This window comes from Mycobacterium sp. 012931, assembly GCF_000419295.1.
Lineage (GTDB): Bacteria > Actinomycetota > Actinomycetes > Mycobacteriales > Mycobacteriaceae > Mycobacterium > Mycobacterium marinum.
Window position 1 is genome coordinate 4412560 of the sequence record NZ_AOPX01000001.1, and the last position, 20898, is coordinate 4433457.

The window sequence follows — 20898 nt, forward strand, 5'->3', positions numbered from 1 at the left end:
CCTAGGACGGCGTCGTAGAGTCGGGCCATGGGCATCGACGTAACGGTGTTGCGGGTCTTCACCGATCCAATCGGCAACTTCGGGAATCCACTCGGGGTGGTCGACGCCAGCAAGGTTGAACCCCGTGACCGGCAGCATCTGGCGAGCCGATTGGCCTACAGCGAAACAGTTTTCGTCGACCTTCCGGCCACCGGCTCGCACACCGCACACGCCACCATCTACACCCCCCGCACCGACATCGCATTCGCCGGCCACCCGACCGTTGGTGCGTCCTGGTGGCTGCGCGAGCAGGGAACACCGGTCAACACCCTGCAGGTGCCGGCCGGTCTCGTGCAGGTGCATCACGACCGCGACCTCACCACGATCAGCGCCCGCGCGGAGTGCGCACCCGAATTCGCTATCCACGACTTGGATTCCCCTGATGCCCTCGCGGCCGCCGACCCCTCTGACTTTGCCGATGACACGGCGCACTACCTATGGACATGGACCGACGACGCCGCCGGTGAGCTGCGGTCGCGGATGTTCGCCTCCAACCTGGGAGTCGAGGAAGACGAAGCAACCGGTTCCGCCGCAATGCGGCTTACCGACTACCTCAGCCGCGACCTCACCATCACCCAGGGCAAGGGATCAATAATCAACACGACCTGGAGTGCCGAAGGCTGGGTCGCGGTTGCCGGACGAGTCGTCAGCGACGGCGTGACGCACGTCGACTGACCGGGCGGATCAGGACTTTCGGCGCAACCGAGCGCCCAGATGGTGTTGCAGCGGCAGTCCGACCGCTCCCATGCGCAGCCGGTAGGACAGCTCGTCTCCGACCATCCGGAAAGATCGGCTCAGCGCAGTCACCTCTTTTGCCGTGGGGGTCATGCCGATGGCCGTGGTGACCATTTCCATCTCGATCACCCCGCCGCTTGCCGAATAGGTGCCCACCTCGATTTCGGTGATGCCACTCGGATGAGCCAGGACCAGCTCGACCTGGCCTGGTTTCGGCACGCGCAGATATCCGGTCTCCGCATGCAACGGCGTCCCGTCGGCAACTGCCCTGGTCTTCTGTGCGTAAACCAGGAACGGCTTGCCTACATGAGAGAACACAACCTCTTCGAGATATTCGAACGGCTCGATCGTCGGATACTCGCCGGCACCTTGTCCCGCCCAGGTGCCCAGCAGCGGGGCCAGCGCATCAAGATCCGGGTGCAAGTCGGCAGGCATGGGGCCAGCCTAACGAGGCGGCAATGGCTCAGCTCGAAGTAGGAACCTGGCGGTGTGCGCGCAACGCCTCGATTTCGCGCTCGAAATCCTCGGCCGAGGAGAACGAGCGATACACCGATGCAAATCGCAGGTAAGCCACCTCGTCGAGTTCACGCAGCGGCCCAAGGATGGCCAGGCCGACTTCGTGACTGGGGATTTCCGGCGAGCCAGCGGCGCGAACCGAGTCCGCCACCTGCTGGGCAAGCAGGTTCAGCGCGTCGTCGTCAACTTGGCGCCCCTGGCACGCCCGGCGCACCCCGCTGATGACTTTCTCCCGACTGAATGGTTCTGAGACACCGCTGCGCTTGACCACGGCAAGGACCGCGGTCTCGACAGTGGTGAATCGTCGCCCGCATTCCGGACATGACCGGCGACGCCGAATGGCCTGGCCCTCATCGGTTTCCCGCGAATCGATCACCCGGGAATCGGGATGCCGGCAGAACGGACAATGCATGGCCGCTCCTTCGGCGTCCTGACAATGCGGTACCTCGGACCTTTCCGAGAGTACCTGCGCGCTCCCCCGCACTGCCAACGCCGTCGCAATCCACCTCCGCTCGACGCCGCGGTAGCCGAGGAGCGTTGATGTGGAGCGGTTTTCGCTGTTCATCGGAGTGCGCTAGCCAACCGGCGCAATCAGCGTCTGCCCGGAAGCCGGCATCGACGAGCCCAACGCGTTCAATTCCCGGATGCGCTCGACGACCTGTCGAACCGGCGCGTCCGGAGCGACTCGAGCCGCCACGTCCTGCAGCGACTCCCCCGCGTCCACCCGGACCACCGCGAGCCGGTCCGGCACGCCCGATGAGATGGGTGACACATTGGCGGAGCCGCCATTGGCCATCTCGCCGAAGTGGGCGACCAACCCCAGCCAGAGCGTGATGATCGCGGCGAGCAGCGCCAGGCCCACCGTCGTCGCAACCGAAGCGGGACGCCGGCGATGGGCCGTGGCCGACAGCGCCACACCGGTGCCCCGGTAGCTCAGCGGGGCAACAGCCGGACGCGATGGGCGGACTCGCCGCGACGTGGCCAGCCTGCCCCGGCCGGTGACAGGCTCGTGGATGGCCTCCCCGACCGGCCCTCGAATGAACCTGCGCGCCTCACGGGTGCCCAACCGGACGGGCACGGCGGGCGAGACGGGCTGGACTGCCTGCATGAGTGTCATGTTCGTTCCTCCGGCTGACGGTTTATCGCTCAAGTGTTCGATACTGTAGTCGCTCACGTGTTCGATTTACCGAACATTTGATCGAGGCGTGTCGCTCGAGCAAAACGCTAGACCAAGCCACCGACAAGACCTGCCGGTCGCAACCAACTCCCATTTGCTGCGAATACCCGGCCTCGCGCCGAGTTACACCTTTGTGATTCGCCAGTTCGCGCCGCCGCGGCGGGCACCTGAGGCATGCCACTAACCCCGCGACACACTGGTCGAACACATGTTTGATTCTTGGGCGCGGTACGGCTACATTCAGTCCCATGAGCGACAGCAGCGACACCACGGTCGACGGGGCGAGTGACGGAGCCAGTGGAGCGGACAATCGCGCGCAATTAGTAGACACGGCGTTGACGGAGCGGCAGCGCACCATTTTGAACGTCATCCGGACGTCGGTGAACGATCGCGGATACCCACCGAGCATCCGGGAGATCGGCGATGCCGTCGGCTTGACGTCGACCTCGTCGGTCGCGCACCAACTACGCACCCTGGAGCGCAAGGGCTATCTGCGCCGCGACCCCAATCGCCCCCGCGCCGTCGACGTGCGTGGCGCTGACGACACGGTGACCGCCGCCCCGGTCACCGATGTCGCGGGTTCGGACGCGCTGCCGGAACCCACGTTTGTCCCGGTCCTGGGACGCATCGCGGCCGGCGGACCGATCCTGGCCGAGGAAGCCGTCGAAGATGTGTTCCCGCTACCGCGTGAGCTGGTTGGCCAGGGAACACTGTTTCTGCTCAAGGTTGTCGGGGAGTCCATGGTCGAAGCCGCGATCTGTGACGGCGACTGGGTGGTGGTGCGACAGCAGAACGTCGCAGACAACGGCGATATCGTTGCGGCGATGATCGACGGCGAGGCGACGGTCAAGACGTTCAAGCGCGCGGGAGGCCAGATATGGCTGATGCCGCACAACCCCGCCTTTGATCCGATCCCCGGCAATGACGCGACCGTGCTCGGCAAGGTGGTCACGGTTATCCGCAAGATATAGCGGCACCCGGGGTGCCAACCACCACGGGCAGTGCGGCCCTCTAGTCGGCCTTGATGAAACCGTTGGCTTGCGCGGCCGCTTCGGTGGCGAACCAGATCTCGGCAAGGGTGTCGTAGTACAGCGCACTGCTCGGCGTGTAGTACAGGCCGAAGCGGGCGCTGGCCTTGATGGGATATCCCTCCGGCGCCTGGTACGGGTCGTGGTCGAGCGGCATGTGGATCGTCGGTCGCGCCCCCGCGCTTGGCCCAGCTGCGGCGGCCGCTGGGGCATGGGCTTGCCGAGCATGCACGGTGACCTCGTCCTCGGAGTCATCCTCCGCCGTTTCGGCCGCGGCGTGCCGTCCGGCCCTGGGTGGACGAGGCGATCCGGCCGCTTCCGGGAGCACGCGGATCTCGGTCGTGGCGTCTGCGGTACCACCGCCGGGCATGAAGCTTTTCGGGAAATCGTCCTCGTGGACCGCGGTTTCCGGAACCGCTGCCTCCGGTGCCGCGGTCTCCGGAACGACTGGTTCCGGAACATACCGGTGCGGTAGCCCGAAGGCCTCGGTGACCGCGGTTTCCGGCACGGCGGTCTCCTGCCGCACCGCTTCGGCCAAGTCGGCGATGGAGATCACGGGGGTGGGTGTGGTGTCCACCGCGTCGGGGTCTTCGTCATCGGCCCCGAAGTCCTCGTGTTCGAAGTTTTCGTGCTCGAAGTCCTCATCTTCGAAGTCTTCATGTTCGAAGTCCTCGTGTGCGAACTCGTCCCGCTCGAAATCTTCGTGGAACGAGGGCGGCATCTCCTCGCCGTAGGCAGGGCCACCACCACCACGCGGCCAGCTGACCCGGGCCCCGGTGCCGGAGTCCGACGCCGCATGCGCCAGATCGTGATCATCAGGCGGGAAGTGTTCGGAACCGAAGTCCAACTCGTCATGGGGCCACTGGCCACCGATGGCGTCGTAGCCGGATTCCGCATCGTGCTCGGCCGGCTCATAGCCGTGGGTCTCCTGGCCGGCGCGACGCCGGCGCAGGCCAACAGCCATCACCACGAGGAATACCACCAGCAGCAGCACCGGGATGGCGGCCGCCAGCCACCACCAATGCCAGGTGAACTTCTTGCTGTGCGGGGGCGCCGCCGACGTGCTGGGCTGATTCTGGCCGGACACCTGAAGGCCCGAGAGCAGCGGCGCCAGGTTCGCCGGGTCGGTGCTGAAACTATTGGTCGCCCGGTTCCACGAAATCGTGCCGCCGGTGAACTTCTGCGACACCACATCGCCGGCCTCGGTCTGATCGGCGACCGGTGCGCCCAGTTTCCCGGTGGCACCCTTGAGCTTGTCCCAGGCGACCTTCATGGCTCCGCGCACGACGAAGGCGCCGTGATCGGGCGTCCAGAAGATCACCGGCTTGTCGGCCGCCGAGAAGGCAGCGACCCGGCTCGCCGGCTCGATGCCGCCGTCAGACTCGTTGGCGGTGGGGAAACCAAGGTCGCTGCTCACCGGCCCACCCAGCGACTCGTACTTCGCCAGAATCTCGCCCTCGACCGCGTTCGAACCGGTAGCCGGGCTGAAGAAGACCTTTCCGCCCTCGAACTCCTGGGCGATACCATCGCCGCCGATCGGGTACTGGGCGCCCTTCCTGGCGCCCAACGGGCCGGTGGCGCCGCCGGCGGCGCGCCAGGCCATATTGATGGCCGCGGTGGGGTCGATCGCCACCTGCAGGCCCTTGAGCTGATCGGCCAGTACCGTCGGGGTGGTGGTGAACTCCTTGGTCTGCCGGTTCCAGGACACCTCGCCGCCGGTGAACTTCTGCGAAGTGACCTCGCCGTCGAATGTCGCGTCCCCTATCGGGGCACCCAATACACCGCCGGAGCTGCCCAGCTTGTCCCACGCGGCGTTCATCGCGCCACGCACGACGAACGCCCCGTGGTCGGGCGTCCAGAAGATCACCGGGTTGTCGCTGGCGGAGAAGGTGCTCACCCGGCTATCGGGGCCGGCCAGACCGGGGACTTCATTAATCGTCGGAAAGCCCAGATCGCTGTCTGCCGGACCGCCTAGCTCGTCATACTTCGCCAGAATCGGGCCGTACATGTACTTGGCCCCAGTCTGCGGGGTGAAGAACATCTTTCCGCCGTCGAAGTCCAGCGCGAATCCGTCACCGACGGGATAAACGTCGCCCTTGCGGGCACCGAGTGTTGACGTATCGCCGCCGGCCTTGTCCCAAGCTTCCATCATGGCGGCTTCGGCGTCGCCGATCGGCGACGCCGTCGCGGTAGGCGCCAGCAACGTGACTGCCACCACCGAAGCCGCCAAACTGAGCAATGCACGCCCAATCAGCCTGCTCAATTGACCTCTCTGCCCGTTCACCAAGCCTCCCAGCCGATGCCGCTGCCCCGCCTAGCGTTTCAATGGACCGCCACCCTTGAGCCGTCCTCTAGCTACGATCCGCGTCGCTGCCAGGGGCCCCCATTACTTTGCTACAGCGAGTGACAAATGCGAAGTCAATTCGCAGATATTACGAAACGGATACCCAGCTGATGTCGAATCGATGCGGGGCCGAGCTCCTTTCGCGATGAACCGAACTGCTACCCGCACGGCGATTAGGTTACCGTGCGCACGAGCCTAACTCGACTTACACCGCGAGAGGAAACCCAGCTGGAAATGGGTGTTCCCACTATTGTCTGGGCCCTCACGATCGTGATGGTCGCGGCTCTGATGCTGTTCGACTACGTATTTCACGTACGTCATACCCACGTGCCGACGCTGCGTGAAGCCGCTTTATGGTCAGCGATCTACATCGGGGTTGCGATCCTGTTCGGTGTCGGCGTGGTGATCTTCGGCAGCATCGGCATGGGGATCGAATACTTCGCGGGCTACTTGAGCAACGAAGCCCTTTCTGTCGACAACCTATTCGTCTTCCTGGTGGTGATCAGCAGCTTCGGGGTCCCACGGGTCGCTCAGCAGAAGGTCTTGCTGTTCGGTGTTGCATTCGCACTCATCGCACGCACCGGTTTCATCCTGCTCGGTGGCGCAGTCATCGAACACTTCAACGCGGCCTTCTATGTGTTCGGTCTGACGCTGCTGATCATGGCGGGTAACCTCGCCAAACCCGCCGCAGCGGAAAGCCGCGACGCCGACAATCTCGCCATCCGCCTGGCCAATCGGTTCCTGCGTACCTCCCAGAACTACAACGGCGACCGATTTTTTATCGTGGAGAACGAAAGTCGGGTCATGACTCCGCTGCTTCTGGTAATGCTCGCGGTTGGCGGCAGCGACGTGCTGTTCGCGTTCGACTCGGTGCCGGCGCTGTTTGGCCTGACCCAGAACGTCTATCTGGTGTTCGCTGCGACCGCGTTCTCATTGTTGGGTCTGCGACAGTTGTACTTTCTGATCGACAATCTGCTGTACCCAGGGAACGCCGGAGCCCTGCTGCTGTACCGGCTGATCTATCTGCCCTACGGCCTAGCGACGATTCTGGGCTTCATCGGCATCAAGCTGATGCTAGAAGCGTTGCATCACAACACCATTGCATTCATTAACCGGGGCAGGCCGGTCACGACCGTGGAGATGAGCACCGCGATGTCGTTGACCGTGATTGTCGTCGTCCTACTTCTCACAACGGTGGCGTCATTGGTTTCGGTACGCGGACGCAGGGAAAACGCCGCTGCCCGAGCCCGTCGACACGCCCTGGAGTATCTCGATCTGCATCACCCGGCGGATCCGGTCGAACGAGAAGGGATCTTCGCAGCGCTGCTACAGGCCGAAGACGAAATCAGCTCACTCCCATTGAAACACCGCGCCCAGGTGCAGCAGGACACGGAGCTGACAACGCTGCTGCAACAGGCCCACAACGCGCGCGAAGCGCGCGAGTGAGACCCGTCAGAGCCACACCGCGGTGCGGCTAGATACCCAGGCTGCGGCCGATGATCTCTTTCATGATTTCGGTTGTGCCACCGTAAATCGTCTGCACCCGTGAATCCAGATAGGCTCGGGCAACTGGATATTCGCGCATGTACCCGTAGCCCCCGTGGAGCTGCAGGCACCGGTCGTTCAAGGACACCTGCTTCTCGGTGGAGTACCACTTGGCCATGGCGGCCTGCTCGGCCGTCAACTTGCCGTCAAGGTGCAACTCGATGAACTCGTCGACCATGATGCGGACCATGGTGGCCTCGGTGGCCAGCTCAGCCAGGACAAAGCGACTGTTCTGAAAATTGCCAATGGACCTGCCAAATGCCTTACGTTCCTTGGTGTATTGCAGCGTCTGGTCTAGCACCGATTCCATCCCGGCGGCGGCCATGATGGCGATGGAGATGCGCTCCTGGGGCAGGTTCTGCATCAGGTAGATGAAGCCCATTCCCTCTTGGCCAAGCAAGTTTTCGACCGGCACCTGCACGTCGGAGAAGGACAGTTCCGCGGTGTCCTGGGCATCCAGGCCGATCTTGTCGAGATGACGGCCCCGTTCGAAGCCCTCCATCCCGCGTTCGACCACCAGCAGCGAAAAGCCCTGGGCGCCTTTCTCGGGATCGGTCTGAGCTACCACGATGACCAAGTCCGCGTTGATCCCGTTGGTGATGAAGGTTTTTGAACCGTTCAGCAGGTAATGATCACCCTGCTTGACGGCGCGGGTCTTGATGCCCTGCAGGTCACTGCCGGTTCCCGGCTCAGTCATCGCGATCGCCGTAATGAACTCCCCGGTACAGAACTTCGGCAGCCAACGCTGCTTTTGCTCTTCGGTTGCCAACGCCAGCAGGTAGGGGGCCACGATGTCGTTGTGCAACCCGAAACCGATGCCGCTATAGCGCCCGGCGCTGGTCTCCTCGGTGATGATCGTGTTGTACCGGAAGTCGGGGTTGCCCCCGCCGCCGTACTCCTCGGGTACCGCCATGCCGAGGAAACCTTGTTTGCCGGCTTCAAGCCACACGCCTCGATCGACGATCTTGGCCTTTTCCCATTCGTCGTGACATGGCGCTACATGGCGCTCCAGAAAGCCGCGGTAAGACTCGCGGAATAGATCGTGCTCAGGTTCGAATAGAGTGCGCTGGTACTTGATGGCACTGCCCATGAATAGACCTCCGCCGAAGATAATCTTGCTGCACACCGTATACCAACCATACGGTTGGTAGGCCTGTTGGGGCCGTTATTGGGCATCCGGTTGCAACGAGTGGCAGGCCAACGCGAAATTTGCGGCAATAACCCGGGCGGCCGCTACTCCCCCGGCCCGGCAGGCGATGCAGCGAATTCCCGCAAAGTGGCCGCCAGTGCACCAGGCACCCGGGCCCTGATCCGGGTGCCCTCCGGCTGATGCTCCGCCTGCTGCACCCGCCCATCGGCGTGCATGCGCGCCACCAGGTCACCGCGGTCATATGGGATCACCACATCCACGGCGGTATCGGTGGGAGCGGCGAGCTCTGCCAGCTTGCGCCAGAGCACATCGATACCGTCGCCGGTGTGTGCGGAGACGAATAGCGCGCCGGGCAGAGCGTGACGCAGCTCGGCCAATGCCAGGTCACCGGCGGCATCCACCTTGTTGACGACCAGCAGCTCCTGCGGCGCCTCGGCGCCGGCACTGCCGGCCCTCCCATCACTGGCCTCACCGCCGCCTGTGGCCTCGTCGGCGATGACCTCGGAGATCACCTGGCGCACCGCGTTGATCTGGGCCAACGGGTTCGGGTCGGAGCCGTCGACGACGTGTAACAGCAGATCCGCGTCGATGACCTCCTCCAGCGTGGACCGAAACGCCTCGACCAGCTGGGTGGGCAGATGGCGCACGAAACCGACGGTGTCGGTGAACAGAAAGGGTCGCGCACCATTGGAATCGGGGTCGAACTCCGCGCGCCGGGTGGTTGGATCCAGTGTCGCGAACAACGCGTCCTGCACCAGGACCCCGGCGCCGGTGAGCGCGTTGAGCAGGCTGGACTTGCCGGCGTTGGTGTAGCCGACGATCGCAATCGAGGGCACGTCGCTATGCAGCCGCCGGCTGCGCTGAGTGTCGCGGGCCTGCTTCATCGCCTTGATCTCGCGCCGTAGCTTGGCCATCCGCTCCCGGATGCGACGACGGTCGGTCTCGATCTTGGTCTCACCCGGGCCGCGCAAGCCGACCCCGCCGCCGCTGCCACCGGCTCGGCCACCGGCCTGCCGCGACATCGACTCACCCCAGCCGCGCAGCCTCGGCAGCATGTACTCCATTTGAGCCAGCGCAACCTGGGCTTTGCCCTCTCGGCTGGTCGCGTGCTGGGCAAAGATGTCCAAAATCAGCGCGGTGCGGTCGATGACTTTGACCTTGACCGCCTTCTCCAGGGCGGTCAGCTGGGCCGGTGACAATTCGCCATCACAGATGACGGTGTCGGCCCCGGTCGCCACCACCACTTCGCGTAGTTCGGCGGCCTTGCCCGAGCCGATGTAGGTGGACGGGTCGGGCCGGTCACGACGTTGGATAAGCCCTTCGAGCACCTGGGAACCGGTGGTTTCGGCCAGTGCGGCCAGCTCCGCAAGGCTCGCCTGGTTGTCGGCCGCGGTACCTTCGGTCCACACGCCGACCAACACCACACGCTCCAGTCGCAGCTGTCGGTACTCGACCTCGGAGACGTCGGCGAGCTCGGTCGACAGCCCGGCGACGCGGCGCAGCGCGGACCGGTCTTCGAGGGCGAGCTCGCCGATGCTGGGCTCGGCGGCGGGCTGAGAAGCCCGCCGAACGGAATCGGGAAATTCGGAATATGTCATAGGCAATTAGCAATAGTGCACGGTGGATGGGTGTCGCGCACCTGAATTAACGCCGTTGATCGCGCCACCATTCCTCGCTGATCTCACCGCTGGCGACCAGCACCGACGGCCCGCGCAGCAGGCTGGTCGCATCGGTGATGTTGACCGTGACATCCCCGCCGGGAATGCGGACGGTCAGCGTGCCGGTCTCCTGTCCTGCGCTCGCCAGCGCGGCGACGGCGGCGGCGACGGTGCCGGTGCCGCAGGAGCGGGTTTCACCAACGCCGCGTTCATGAACACGCATGCACACCACGCCGGCGGCCGGCGCGGTGAGAACCTCGACGTTGACGCCCTCGGGAAATTGCGCGTGATCGAAGCTCACCGGGGCCCCCACATCCAACGCTGCCAGCTGCTCCGGTGTCAGCCCCGGATCAAGGCATGCCAGGTGCGGATTACCGACGTCAACGGCCACGCCGGATAACCGCCTGCCGCCAACGACGGCCTCCCCCGGCCCCAGCTTGTTGGCCTTGCCCATGTCGACGGTGACGTCGGCGTGGGTCTGATCGGCGTGGTGCACGGTAACCGGCCGCGGGTCGGCCAGTGACCCGACCACGAACTCATCGCGCGTCTCCAACCCGCTGGCTCGCAGGTAATGGGCGAACACTCGCACGCCGTTGCCACACATCTGAGCGGTCGACCCGTCGGCGTTGCGGTAGTCCATGTACCAGTCGCCCGGACTGACACCGTCGGGCAGACGGTGCAGAACACCGGCCGCCACGGCCGCATCCGCGGTGGTGACCCGCAGGATGCCGTCAGCGCCCAAACCCCGGCGGCGATCGCAGAGCGCCGCAACCTGCGCGGCGGTCAGCGACAGCCGGGCCGCCACGTCAGGCAACAGCACAAAATCGTTCTGGGTGCCGTGGCCCTTGGCGAAGATCACCAGATCAGGTTACGTGCCGCCACACCCGCAGCGCCTCATCGACCATGGCGACGCGATCGGAGGGACCGGTTGCGCCGGCGTCGCACCAGTGCACTCGGTGGTCCCGGCGAAACCACGACCGCTGCCGTCGGACGTAACGGCGGGTACCGAAATAGGTCTGCTCACGTGCGTCGTCGAGTAGCTCCGCGCCGCCGCCGGCGTCGAGAGCCGCGAGCACCTGGGCATAACCCAGCGCACGCGCGGCGGTCACCCCGTCGCGCAGACCCGCGCGCAGCAACACGCGCACTTCCTCGACCAGGCCCCGCTCGAACATCGAATCGGTGCGCACCGCCAGCCGATCATCCAGAATTGTTGTGTCGCAATCCAACCCGATAATCGCGGTGCCCCATTGGGCGGCGCCGATGCGCGGCGCGGATGCGGCGAACGGCTGCCCGGTGAGCTCGATGACCTCGAGCGCGCGCACGATGCGGCGACCGTCGGTGGGCAGGATCGTGGCGGCGGCGGCCGGGTCGCGCCGAGCCAGTTCGGCGTGCAGCTCGCCGACCCCGAGTTCGGCCAGACATTCTTCCCATCTGGCCCGCACCGCCGGATCGGTTGCCGGAAACGACCAGTTGTCGAGCAGCGACTGGACGTAGAGCATGGAACCGCCCACCACGATCGGCACATGCCCGCGAGCGATAATCGCCTCGATGTCGGCCGCCGCCGCCTGCTGGTAGCGGGCGACGGTCGCCGTTTCGGCGACGTCGAGGACGTCGAGTTGATGATGCGGGATGCCACGGCGCGCTGCGACCGACAGCTTCGCGGTGCCGATGTCCATGCCGCGATAGAGCTGCATCGCGTCGGCGTTCACGATCTCCGCGGGTACCTCGCCGGCCAGCCGCTCGGCCACGTCGAGCGCCAGTTGCGACTTTCCGCTGCCCGTCGGGCCGATGATCGCCAGTGGTCTCATGGCTGCCAGACACCGACGAAGCACCCCACACCGAAGGGTGCCCCGCGATAGAGCTCCGTGGCCGATCGGGGCCCGGCACCGCAAAGGCCGGCCAGCACCTGGAACGCGGGGCGCCCGAGCACTCGTTCGGGCAACCGCGCCAGGGCGGCGACGTCACCGCCGGCCAGCGCGTCGTCAAGGAGCAGTTGGGCCGGGGCGCCGGTGGGGTCATAGCCGCCCGGCGCGCTTGGGGTCAACGTATTGACGCCGTCGGCAACGACGAGCACACCGACCGGATCGGCCGTCCGGTCGATCTCGGCGCGCAGTAGCTTGCGCTGCACCAGTGCGTCTTCGGATTCCCGGCCGTGGGCGTAGACCTGGATTTTCGCGGTGGCGGCGGGCCGTACCTGACCGCGAACCCAACCCGCCAGCAATGCGCAGAGCGGAAGGTCGGACGGCGGACCCGGTTGCTCGCCAAGCGCTGGGGCAAGGCGGACCTGCACGTCTACCCCGAAGCCCGCAAAAGTCCCGACCGCGTCGGGGCCGGCTACCTGATCTTCGGGGCCGACCCCGATGCCAACCCAGTGGTTCGGCAACGAGCTCGCCGCTGCGACCACCGCCGACCTCAGGTCGGCCACTTCGGCGCCGGCCAGTCCGGTCAGTTCGGGGACAAGCACAGGCGCGGACGGGATGATCGCGATGGCGCTCAGCACGTCACCAAACTAGTGTCTCGGCGCGCGCCGGTTCGACCGGTTGGGGCTAACCCGCCGGCGCCCTGCGCAACCGGTCGGTCTGCACGTCGTCGTCGGCGGGCCCGAAGTGCATGGTGACCGCCCGGTGGGGCATCGTTGCCGGAATATGGCCACTCTCGACCGCCTCTTCGGCCACCTTCTCGGCCTCTCCGCGGGCCAGCGCTATCGTCGCGACGAGCACCAGGACCACGCCAAAGGCCACCACGACAAGCCCGGGGCCGGTGGTATCGAGTGTTTCGCCCAGGACGACCATGCCCAGCACCGCGCCCATCAATGGTTTGGCCACCACCACCGTCGGCAACGAGGCGGTCAACGTGCCCGCGCGAAACGAGGACTGCTGGAAGATCATTCCGCCCAGCGCGGCGGCGATCCAGACATAGAACTCCGGCGCGCGAAACAGTGCGCCGGCTCCCCCGCCGACCACTTCGACGACCGCCTTGGTGAGCACGGCGAACAGCGCCAACGAACACCCCGAGACCACCGCCAGCAGCACCGCGGCCACCGATCCTGACCAGATCCGTGCACCAAGCACACAGAACACCATTACCGGGCCCAGCACCGAGGCCACCACCATCCAGGTCGCCAGTGAACCACGCGACACGCCGACATCCGGGTCGCCAACGATGACCACCACCGCCAGCGAAACGGCCAACAGCACAGCCCAGGTCCACTCCCAGCGCGTCACCCGGCGCCGAGTAACACGGGCGTATATCGGCAGCGCGAACAACAGCGCCGTCACCTGCAGCGCCGACACCAGCACCACCGATCCCAGCGTCAGGGCGGCGGCCTGCAGCAGATAGTTCGCGATCGCGCCGAGGGCTCCCAGCCACCAGCGCGAGTCGCGCAATGACAGCCAGAACAGCTCCAGGTGGCCCACCTGTTCGTCGGTGATCTCCTGAGCGGAACGCTGACGCGTCACGTTGCCCAGCGCGGATGCGAACGCGGCACCCAGCGCGAGAACAGCCGCGATCTCCGTCGTCGTCATGGCCAACCTCCTCGCCAAAACTCGCCCTCGGGAAACCGTTCGTACATCCGGTATCCACTACCCGTTTTGGTGGTGTTCTCAACCAGGCTTACCCCGCCGGGCTGGCAACTAGCTGGATTCGAACCGACCCCAAATACCCACCGTGCACCCACCTAACAGCGGCAACTCTTTAGGAAGCTATGCAGAACCTGTGTGCCAGATGTGTTTCGGTTCACACGGCTACGGCATGGCAAGCTGGCCGGCCGCGTTGAGATTGTCGGCGGGCGCCATCATGGCGGCTTCGTCGCGAGCCAGCGCCACGGTGGCCACGATCACCACGGCAACGGCAACCAGCAACACAAACACGCCCAAGTCGCCGGTCTGTAGCACCTCGTCGAGCACCGTGACCCCCAACAGCGAAGCAATCACCGGCCTGGCCACGGTGATGGTCGGCAATGACGCGGTCAACGAGCCGGCCCGCAGCGATGATTGCTGAAGCATCAGACCGATCGGCAGCACCGTCATCCAGGCGTAGAACTCGGGGGCGCGCACTAGCGGCCCGAAGCCGGTGCCGATGAGCGTGACAACGCCTTTGGTAAACACCGTGAACACGGCCAGCACAGCTGGCCGAAGAGACCGCTAGTAGCACCGCCGACAGAGCACCGGAGGTGACCCGCGCCGCTACCACGCAGACCACCAAGGCCGGAATCATCACCGCGGCAACCACCGCCCAGGTCGACAGCGGGGCGCGCGCGTGGCCAGCCGTGGGATCCCCTGCCGTCACGATGACCGCCACCGCGCCGGCCAGCAAGATCGCCCACATCCACTCTCGAGCGGTGATCCGATGCTGAGTAAGCCAAGAATCGATCGGCAGGGCGAAAAGCAGCGCGGTCGCCTGCAGCGACTGCACCAGCACCACAGACCCCATGGTCAACGCGATGGCCTGCAGGGTGAAGCTGGACAGAGCCGCGGCGCTGCCCAGCCACCACTGACCATGGCGTAGCGAGAGGTGCAGCAGCGTGAAGTGACCAACCTCGTCCTCGGTGACCTGCTGCGCTGACCGCTGCAGCACCACGTAGCCGACCCCGGCCAGCAGCGCCGCGCCCAGGGCGAGCGACGCCGAGACTTCGACATTGGCCATTTGGTGCCCTCCCACCGCATTCAGCTGCAAGCTGTCTGCGTAAACCTTCCGTTAGGCAGTTGTTCAATAATGACCCGTGTGTGCTGGTTAAGCATCTCAATCGCGCGATCCCATAGAAATGGTTGCCTCACCCGGGCATCGGGCCGCGCATTTCGCAGCCGACCGGTCGGCCGCGACACCAGCTGGACGGTCCGCACGCCAGCAGCGCGCACACCCGATCACCGCAATTCACAAAATCGATCGGGGCGCCGGCTATGCCGATCCGACCTGCCCAAATTCCCGCGCGAGCACACAGCGCAACTAACGGAACGGTTGCAGCTATAGGACGGATGCTGCAGTTTTGGTGCATCCACAATGGTGAGCAATTACCGTCATGGTTGCTAGACCGGGGTATGCGGTCGGCAGGTCGGCCGGTGAGTGTGGCTTGCCGGTGCGATTACCCGCTGGTTTGAGGAGTAGGCGATGAGCGCCTCCGCGCGACGCTCGCGAGTAGGTACCCGCTTCGGGCCCTACTACCTCAAGCGACAGCTTGGCACCGGCGGCATGGGCGAGGTCTACGAGGCCGTGGACACCGTGAGACAGCGCGTGGTGGCACTGAAGTTGATGTCGGAGTCGCTCAGCCACGATCCCGTGTTTCGCATGCGGATGCAGCGTGAGGCCCGCAACGCGGGCAGGCTGCAAGAGCCGCACGTGGTGCCCATTCACGATTACGGTGAAATCGACGGGCAGCTCTACCTGGACATGCGCCTCATCGAGGGCACCCACCTGGCGCTGCTGCTGGAACGGTTCGGTCCGGTGACACCCCCGTGGGCGGTGGCGCTGGTGCATCAGGTCGCCTCCGCATTGGACGCCGCCCACGCGGCCGGCGTGATGCATCGGGATGTGAAACCGGAAAACATCCTGGTGACCCAGGATGACTTCGTTTACCTGGTGGACTTCGGGATCGCCAGTGCGGCGACCGACGAGAAACTGACGCAGATCGGCAGCGCGGTGGGGACCTGGAGGTACATGGCCCCGGAGCGGTTTTCCGACGCCGAAATGAATCAGCGTGCCGACATCTATTCGCTGACCTGCGTGCTCCATGAGTGCCTGACCGGAACCCCGCCATATCGGGCGGACAGCGCCGGCATGTTGATCACCGCGCATCTGATGGCGCCCATCCCGCGTCCCAGCCAGCTGCGGCCCGGTATCCCCGCCACGTTCGACGCGGTGATCGCGCGCGGAATGGCCAAACGCCCGGAGGACCGCTTCGCAAGCGCGGGCGAACTGGCTGCGGCGGCGCACCAAGCGCTCAGCGCACCGCACCAGGCTCAAGAATTTCGCATCCTCAAACGTAGTGAGGAGGCCGGTGGCCTGCACACCGACGCCGCGGCAGAGGCCGGTATCACCTTTGCGAGCCCGTCGACGGCGTCACCATCGGCACCCACCCCGGTCGCATCGACTTCGCAGCCCGACCTGAGGATCTCCGGGCCCCTGTCGATTCCGTCATTCCCCACATCGGAAGCCAACGTCCCGTTATTCGACGCGAGCACGAGTTCTTGGGGCGATCTGACGGCCGCACCACCACCACAGGCACCCCCGGCGCCCCTGACACCCCCGACTCCCCCAGTTCCCCCGACGCCCCCGCAACCGCCGAAGCAGACGAGCGACACATCACCGTCGGGCCCGGGCCCACACTTCTTGGCCGCACGCCTGCGCAACCCGTGGATGCTGCTCGGCGCCGCCGCCCTGGTGGCCCTGATCGTCTTCGCCGCCCAGGGCATCTGGCTCAGCTTCCGGCCGAAGTCCGAGTCCGCTTCCACCAGCCCGTCGACGGCTTCGCCCAGCGCGCCCTCGCCGGCGTCGGCGGACGCGCTGGCCCGCCTACTGAGCACGCTTCCACTGGGTTACGCACCGGGCACCTGCCGGGCCTTTCTGCCGGCCAAGGACTCGCTGGCCAGGGTCACCTGCGACAAGAACGTCGACCCTGGGGGCCCGTCCCGGGGCGTGTACACGCTGTTCGGGGAAACGGCGACGCTGCGCCAGTATTTCGACGGCCTGCTGCGCACCGACATCATGGTCGACTGCCCAGGCGAGAAGAAGTCACCGACCGCCTGGCACCATCCCGATAGCCCACAGGTCGGCGGCATGATCTTCTGCGCGATCCAGGAGGGCAGTCCCTCGGTGGTGTGGACAAACGAAGCCCAGTTGATGATCAGCGTGGTCCAGGGCGATCCGCGGGGCCCCAACCTCGAAGAGCTCTACAGCTGGTGGAAAAAGCACTCGTGATAGCCGGCCTCGTTTGTGAAACTGTCCAGATGGGCAGTTAACCAACACCGACCAAGGTGTCGGTGTATGGCGGGGCAAGCTGCTTCAATACTGTTGGAACTGTTAGAACCGGTCTGTGCCCTCTGGTGAAGCCGTCGGCCCCATCAGAGCTGCAGATCGGATATTGGGTGCCACTTCGCGCGGCAGGTGCGCGGGATACGGACCGCGCAGAGGGTGCAAAGGGTAGGTGACGAGCGCATGACGGCTGACGAACCCCGCGGCAACGATTTGCACCCGACGGTTTCGGGCCCCGGCCCACGGCCGGGACCGCGGCCGGGACCCAGGCCCGGCCCCAGGCCGTCGCCCCGACCCGTTGCCCATCCGGTGGTGGTATCCGCGCCCAGCGATCCCCACCGGTTCGGTCGTGTCGACGACGACGGCACGGTCTGGCTGATCACCACCGCCGGCGAGCGCATCGTCGGGTCCTGGCAGGCCGGGGACGCCGAGGCCGCATTTGCGCATTTCGGCAGGCGTTTCGACGACTTGAACACCGAGATCACGCTGATGGAGGAGCGGCTGGCCGCCGGCACCGGAGACGCCCGCAAGATCCGCGCCAACGCCGCAGCGCTGGCCGAGACACTGCCGATCGCGTCGGTGCTCGGGGACCTCGATGCGCTGGCCACCAGGCTGGCCAGCCTGTGCGAACAGGCCGACAGCATGGCCGTCGCCGACCGCACCAAACGAGACGAACATCGGGCCGCCCAGACCTCGCGCAAAGAGGCGCTGGCCGCCGAGGCTGAGGAACTGGCCGCCAACTCGACCCAATGGAAGGCCGCCGGCGACCGGCTGCGCGCGATCCTCGACGAATGGAAGACGATCAGCGGCCTGGACCGCAAGGTCGATGACGCGTTGTGGAAGCGCTACTCGGCGGCCCGTGACACCTTCAACCGTCGACGGGGCTCCCATTTCGCCGAACTCGACCGTGAGCGATCTGGGGTCAAGCAGAGCAAAGAGCGGCTCTGCGAGCGCGCGGAGGAGTTGTCCGACTCCACGGACTGGGCCCCCACCAGCGCTGAATTCCGCAAACTACTCGCCGAATGGAAAGCGGCGGGACGCGCCAGCAAGGACGTCGACGATGCGTTATGGCGTCGTTTCAAAGCCGCCCAGGATGCCTTTTTCACCGCGCGCAACGCCGCGACCGCGGAGCGAGACGCCGAGTTCCGCGCCAATGCCACCGCCAAGGAGGCCCTGCTCGTCGAGGCGGAGAAGCTCGACACCACCAACCGCGACGCCGCGCGAGCAGCGCTTCGCACCATCACCGACAAGTGGGACGCGATCGGCCGCGTGCCCCGCGAGCGCACCGCCGAATTGGAGCGTCGGTTGCGCGCGGTCGAGAAAAAGGTGCGCGAAGCCGGCGAATCCAATTGGTCGGATCCACAGGCTCAGGCGCGCGCCGAGCAGTTCCAGGCCCGAGTCGAGCAGTTCGAACAGCAAGCCGCCAAGGCAACCGCGGCGGGTAAGACCAAGGAAGCCGAACAGGCAAAGGCCAACGCCGAACAGTGGCGGCAGTGGGCGGCAGCCGCGGCCGACGCGCTGACCCGCAAAACCTAGTCCTGGTCTTTTTCGGCCGCGGTCCCGTCGGACTCATCGGGTGTGTTGAAGCTGTCCAACAAGGTCTGCGACTGTTGTTCGGCGACCACGCGACGACGCTGCTCTTCCGCAGCAAGCTGCACTATCGTGCGCTGCCACACCACCCGTGCCCAGTGAAACGTCAACAGGATCACCGCGATCCAAGACACGATGAGCCCGACGCCCGGACCCGGTTGACCCGCGGCCACGGTCTGGCGCGACCACACCGCCAACAGCCCGGTGCCACTGGCCAACGCCGAACCCGCCAGGGCCACCCACGCCAGCGTCCAGCGTCGTGTCATCAACGCCAGCATCGAGAAGCCCACGCCGAATACCAGTGTCAACCAGGCGAACACCTGCGACGGCAGCGTCACCGCGGCGTCGGTCGCCCCATTGCTGCTGAACAGCACATCCCATCCGCGCACGTTTCCGGTGTGCGGCAGGATGAACGACCCCAGCAGCACGAACACGAGGATCGCGACGACCAAAGCTCTGGCGCCGGGGTCGATCTCACGCGCCACCCGGCGTTCTGCCGCCTCGATTTCAGACCGGTAGGCGTCGAAATCCGCCACGTCAACCTCTCCGTTCATTGCGGGTCACCCGCGCTAGATCCAGCCCCGTCCGCCGATCCGCATCCGCCCGCCGATCCGCATGAGGTGGCTTCGGCCGCAACGGGAACCACGGGCCGCCCGATGCCGGGCATGCCCAGGCCGATGCCCCGAACGGTCTGTCCGTCGGCGTGCGCGTCACCGGCACGGGTACGGCGGTGGGCCAGAATGCCCCCGTCGGCAATCAGGTGGTGCGGAGCGGCATCGGTGACCTCCACGGTGACGATGTCGCCGGGGCGAACCGGCCCGTCACCGGCGCGGAAGTGAACCAGGCGCCCATCGCGCGCCCGGCCGCTCATGCGCGCCGTCAGGGTGTCCTTGCGTCCTTCTCCGGTGGCCACCAGCAGCTCGACGCGCTGTCCGACGATGGCCCGGTTGCCCTCCAGCGAGATCTGCTCCTGCAACTCGACGAGCCGCTCATACCGTTCCTGCACAACAGCTTTGGGCAACTGCCCGTCGAGTTCGGCCGCCGGGGTCCCGGGGCGCTTGGAGTACTGGAAGGTGAACGCGGCCGAGAACCGGGCCTGCCGCACCACATCAAGGGTGGCGGCAAAGTCCTGTTCGGTCTCACCCGGGAATCCCACGATCAGATCCGTGGTGATGGCCGCGTGCGGCATGGCGGCCCGAACCCGCTCGATGATGCCCAGATAGCGTTCGGCACGGTAGGAGCGCCGCATCGCGCGCAGCACCCGATCCGATCCGGACTGCAGGGGCATGTGCAGGGCGGGGCACACGTTGGGTGTTTGTGCCATGGCCTCGATGACGTCATCGGTGAACTCGGCCGGGTGCGGCGAGGTAAACCGGACCCGCTCCAGCCCGTCGATGTCTCCGCAAGCCCGCAGCAACTCGGCGAAAGCGCCCCGGTTGCGCGGCAGTGCGGGGTCAGCGAAGGAGACGCCGTAGGCGTTGACGTTCTGCCCCAGCAGGGTGATCTCGACTACACCGGTATCCACCAGCGACTGGACCTCGGCCAGGATGTCTGCCGGGCTGCGATCGATCTCTTTGCCGCGCAGCGACGGCACGATGCAGAAGGTGCAGGTGTTGTTGCAGCCGACCGAGATCGATACCCAAGCGGCGTACGCAGACTCACGGGCGCTCGGCAGCGACGACGGGAACTGCTGCAGCGCCTCGGCGATCTCCACCTGAGCCACCCGGTTGTGCCGGGCGCGGTCGAGCAGCGCGGGCAACGACCCGATGTTATGGGTACCGAAAACCACGTCAACCCAGGGCGCTTTGCGCAGCAGCGCGTCGCGGTCTTTCTGGGCCAAGCAACCACCGACGGCGATTTGCATGTCCGGACTGGTGCGCTTGCGCGGGGCCAGGTGGCTGAGGTTGCCGTAGAGCTTGTTGTCGGCGTTTTCCCGTACCGCGCAGGTGTTGAAGACCACTACATCGGCATCGGTGCCCTCGGCCGCACGACGGTAGCCGGCGGCTTCGAGCAGGCCCGCCATTCGTTCGGAGTCGTGGACATTCATCTGGCAGCCGTAGGTGCGGACCTGATACGTGCGCGCCGACATGGGATCAGCATCATCGGCCGGGCCGGCAGACCCGGCGCCGTGCGCCACCGTCGAAGTCACG

17 protein-coding genes and 1 pseudogene are annotated in these 20898 nt (G+C 65.9%); 5 read left to right on the forward strand and 13 right to left on the reverse strand.

Going from position 1 to position 20898, the window contains the following annotated elements:
* Window positions 1–27 precede the first annotated feature (27 nt).
* Window positions 28–714, forward strand: a complete 687-nt coding sequence (locus MMSP_RS19410; RefSeq protein ID WP_020787985.1) for a PhzF family phenazine biosynthesis protein — start codon at window positions 28–30, stop codon at window positions 712–714.
* A 9-nt stretch (window positions 715–723) separates the two neighbouring features.
* On the opposite strand, the gene MMSP_RS19415 is transcribed toward MMSP_RS19410, so the two are convergent.
* From MMSP_RS19415 to MMSP_RS19425, 3 genes are all read right to left on the reverse strand, one after another.
* Window positions 724–1209 carry a peroxynitrite isomerase gene (locus tag MMSP_RS19415; protein WP_011741150.1) on the reverse strand — a complete coding sequence of 162 codons (486 nt, stop codon included), beginning with the start codon at window positions 1207–1209 and terminating at the stop codon, window positions 724–726.
* 28 nt (window positions 1210–1237) lie between these two features.
* Window positions 1238–1702, reverse strand: a complete 465-nt coding sequence (nrdR, locus tag MMSP_RS19420; protein WP_020787986.1) for a transcriptional regulator NrdR — start codon at window positions 1700–1702, stop codon at window positions 1238–1240.
* 162 nt (window positions 1703–1864) lie between these two features.
* Window positions 1865–2407, reverse strand: a complete 543-nt coding sequence (locus tag MMSP_RS19425; protein WP_036427431.1) for a hypothetical protein — start codon at window positions 2405–2407, stop codon at window positions 1865–1867.
* A 308-nt stretch (window positions 2408–2715) separates the two neighbouring features.
* Here MMSP_RS19425 and lexA point away from each other — a divergent pair, with 308 nt between their 5' ends.
* Complete coding sequence (lexA, locus tag MMSP_RS19430; RefSeq protein ID WP_020787988.1) at window positions 2716–3438, forward strand: transcriptional repressor LexA; 723 nt, start codon at window positions 2716–2718, stop codon at window positions 3436–3438.
* A 40-nt stretch (window positions 3439–3478) separates the two neighbouring features.
* Here the strand turns inward: lexA and MMSP_RS19435 are convergent, their stop codons facing one another.
* On the reverse strand, window positions 3479–5779 hold the full coding sequence (locus MMSP_RS19435; protein WP_200861954.1) for an LGFP repeat-containing protein: 2301 nt from the start codon (window positions 5777–5779) through the stop codon (window positions 3479–3481).
* 294 nt (window positions 5780–6073) lie between these two features.
* Between MMSP_RS19435 and MMSP_RS19440 the strand changes: the two genes are divergently transcribed.
* Complete coding sequence (locus MMSP_RS19440; RefSeq protein WP_036426738.1) at window positions 6074–7285, forward strand: TerC/Alx family metal homeostasis membrane protein; 1212 nt, start codon at window positions 6074–6076, stop codon at window positions 7283–7285.
* Between the two features lie 28 nt (window positions 7286–7313).
* Here MMSP_RS19440 and MMSP_RS19445 read toward each other — a convergent pair whose 3' ends face one another.
* The 7 genes and pseudogenes from MMSP_RS19445 to MMSP_RS19475 form a co-directional block, all read right to left on the reverse strand.
* Window positions 7314–8474 (reverse strand): acyl-CoA dehydrogenase family protein, encoded by a 1161-nt coding sequence (locus tag MMSP_RS19445; RefSeq protein ID WP_020787991.1) that lies wholly within the window; start codon window positions 8472–8474, stop codon window positions 7314–7316.
* Window positions 8475–8617: 143 nt separating this feature from the next.
* Window positions 8618–10132, reverse strand: coding sequence for a GTPase HflX (gene hflX / locus MMSP_RS19450; RefSeq protein WP_020787992.1), 1515 nt, complete (start codon window positions 10130–10132; stop codon window positions 8618–8620).
* Window positions 10133–10178: 46 nt separating this feature from the next.
* A complete protein-coding gene (dapF, locus tag MMSP_RS19455; protein WP_020787993.1) occupies window positions 10179–11051 on the reverse strand; it encodes a diaminopimelate epimerase in 873 nt (290 codons plus the stop codon).
* A 4-nt stretch (window positions 11052–11055) separates the two neighbouring features.
* Window positions 11056–12000, reverse strand: coding sequence for a tRNA (adenosine(37)-N6)-dimethylallyltransferase MiaA (gene miaA, locus MMSP_RS19460; RefSeq protein WP_020787994.1), 945 nt, complete (start codon window positions 11998–12000; stop codon window positions 11056–11058).
* Window positions 11997–12692: a hypothetical protein gene (locus tag MMSP_RS19465; protein WP_020787995.1), complete on the reverse strand. Its 696-nt coding sequence runs from the start codon at window positions 12690–12692 to the stop codon at window positions 11997–11999. Before MMSP_RS19465 ends, miaA begins: the two co-directional genes overlap by 4 nt.
* Window positions 12693–12738: 46 nt before the next feature.
* On the reverse strand, window positions 12739–13716 hold the full coding sequence (locus tag MMSP_RS19470) for a DMT family transporter (RefSeq protein WP_011741160.1): 978 nt from the start codon (window positions 13714–13716) through the stop codon (window positions 12739–12741).
* A 219-nt stretch (window positions 13717–13935) separates the two neighbouring features.
* Window positions 13936–14836: pseudogene (locus MMSP_RS19475) on the reverse strand (DMT family transporter).
* Between the two features lie 462 nt (window positions 14837–15298).
* On the opposite strand from MMSP_RS19475, the gene MMSP_RS19480 reads away from it, so the two are divergent.
* Both MMSP_RS19480 and MMSP_RS19485 read left to right on the forward strand, forming a co-directional pair.
* Window positions 15299–17104: a serine/threonine-protein kinase gene (locus MMSP_RS19480; RefSeq protein ID WP_020787997.1), complete on the forward strand. Its 1806-nt coding sequence runs from the start codon at window positions 15299–15301 to the stop codon at window positions 17102–17104.
* Window positions 17105–17341: 237 nt separating this feature from the next.
* Window positions 17342–18694, forward strand: a complete 1353-nt coding sequence (locus MMSP_RS19485; RefSeq protein ID WP_152522463.1) for a DUF349 domain-containing protein — start codon at window positions 17342–17344, stop codon at window positions 18692–18694.
* On the opposite strand, the gene MMSP_RS19490 is transcribed toward MMSP_RS19485, so the two are convergent.
* Entirely contained in the window at window positions 18691–19302 is a 612-nt protein-coding gene (locus MMSP_RS19490) for a membrane protein (protein ID WP_012393766.1), read from the reverse strand. The two genes, MMSP_RS19485 and MMSP_RS19490, sit on opposite strands and share 4 nt — an antisense overlap.
* The gene (gene miaB, locus MMSP_RS19495) at window positions 19299–20837 is read right to left on the reverse strand and encodes a tRNA (N6-isopentenyl adenosine(37)-C2)-methylthiotransferase MiaB (protein WP_223161124.1); all 1539 of its coding nucleotides are present in this window, start codon (window positions 20835–20837) and stop codon (window positions 19299–19301) included. Before miaB ends, MMSP_RS19490 begins: the two co-directional genes overlap by 4 nt.
* Between the last annotated feature and the right edge of the window lie 61 nt (window positions 20838–20898).

Bases quoted from the DNA above. Each gene is read 5' to 3' on its own strand.
- MMSP_RS19410 (WP_020787985.1), top strand. From the start codon at position 28: ATGGGCATCGACGTAACGGTGTTGCGGGTCTTCACCGATCCAATCGGC.
- MMSP_RS19415 (WP_011741150.1), bottom strand. From the start codon at position 1,209: ATGCCTGCCGACTTGCACCCGGATCTTGATGCGCTGGCCCCGCTGCTG.
- nrdR (WP_020787986.1), bottom strand. From the start codon at position 1,702: ATGCATTGTCCGTTCTGCCGGCATCCCGATTCCCGGGTGATCGATTCG.
- MMSP_RS19425 (WP_036427431.1), bottom strand. From the start codon at position 2,407: ATGACACTCATGCAGGCAGTCCAGCCCGTCTCGCCCGCCGTGCCCGTC.
- lexA (WP_020787988.1), top strand. From the start codon at position 2,716: ATGAGCGACAGCAGCGACACCACGGTCGACGGGGCGAGTGACGGAGCC.
- MMSP_RS19440 (WP_036426738.1), top strand. From the start codon at position 6,074: ATGGGTGTTCCCACTATTGTCTGGGCCCTCACGATCGTGATGGTCGCG.
- MMSP_RS19445 (WP_020787991.1), bottom strand. From the start codon at position 8,474: ATGGGCAGTGCCATCAAGTACCAGCGCACTCTATTCGAACCTGAGCAC.
- hflX (WP_020787992.1), bottom strand. From the start codon at position 10,132: ATGACATATTCCGAATTTCCCGATTCCGTTCGGCGGGCTTCTCAGCCC.
- miaA (WP_020787994.1), bottom strand. From the start codon at position 12,000: ATGAGACCACTGGCGATCATCGGCCCGACGGGCAGCGGAAAGTCGCAA.
- MMSP_RS19470 (WP_011741160.1), bottom strand. From the start codon at position 13,716: ATGACGACGACGGAGATCGCGGCTGTTCTCGCGCTGGGTGCCGCGTTC.
- MMSP_RS19480 (WP_020787997.1), top strand. From the start codon at position 15,299: ATGAGCGCCTCCGCGCGACGCTCGCGAGTAGGTACCCGCTTCGGGCCC.
- MMSP_RS19485 (WP_152522463.1), top strand. From the start codon at position 17,342: ATGACGGCTGACGAACCCCGCGGCAACGATTTGCACCCGACGGTTTCG.
- MMSP_RS19490 (WP_012393766.1), bottom strand. From the start codon at position 19,302: ATGAACGGAGAGGTTGACGTGGCGGATTTCGACGCCTACCGGTCTGAA.
- miaB (WP_223161124.1), bottom strand. From the start codon at position 20,837: ATGTCGGCGCGCACGTATCAGGTCCGCACCTACGGCTGCCAGATGAAT.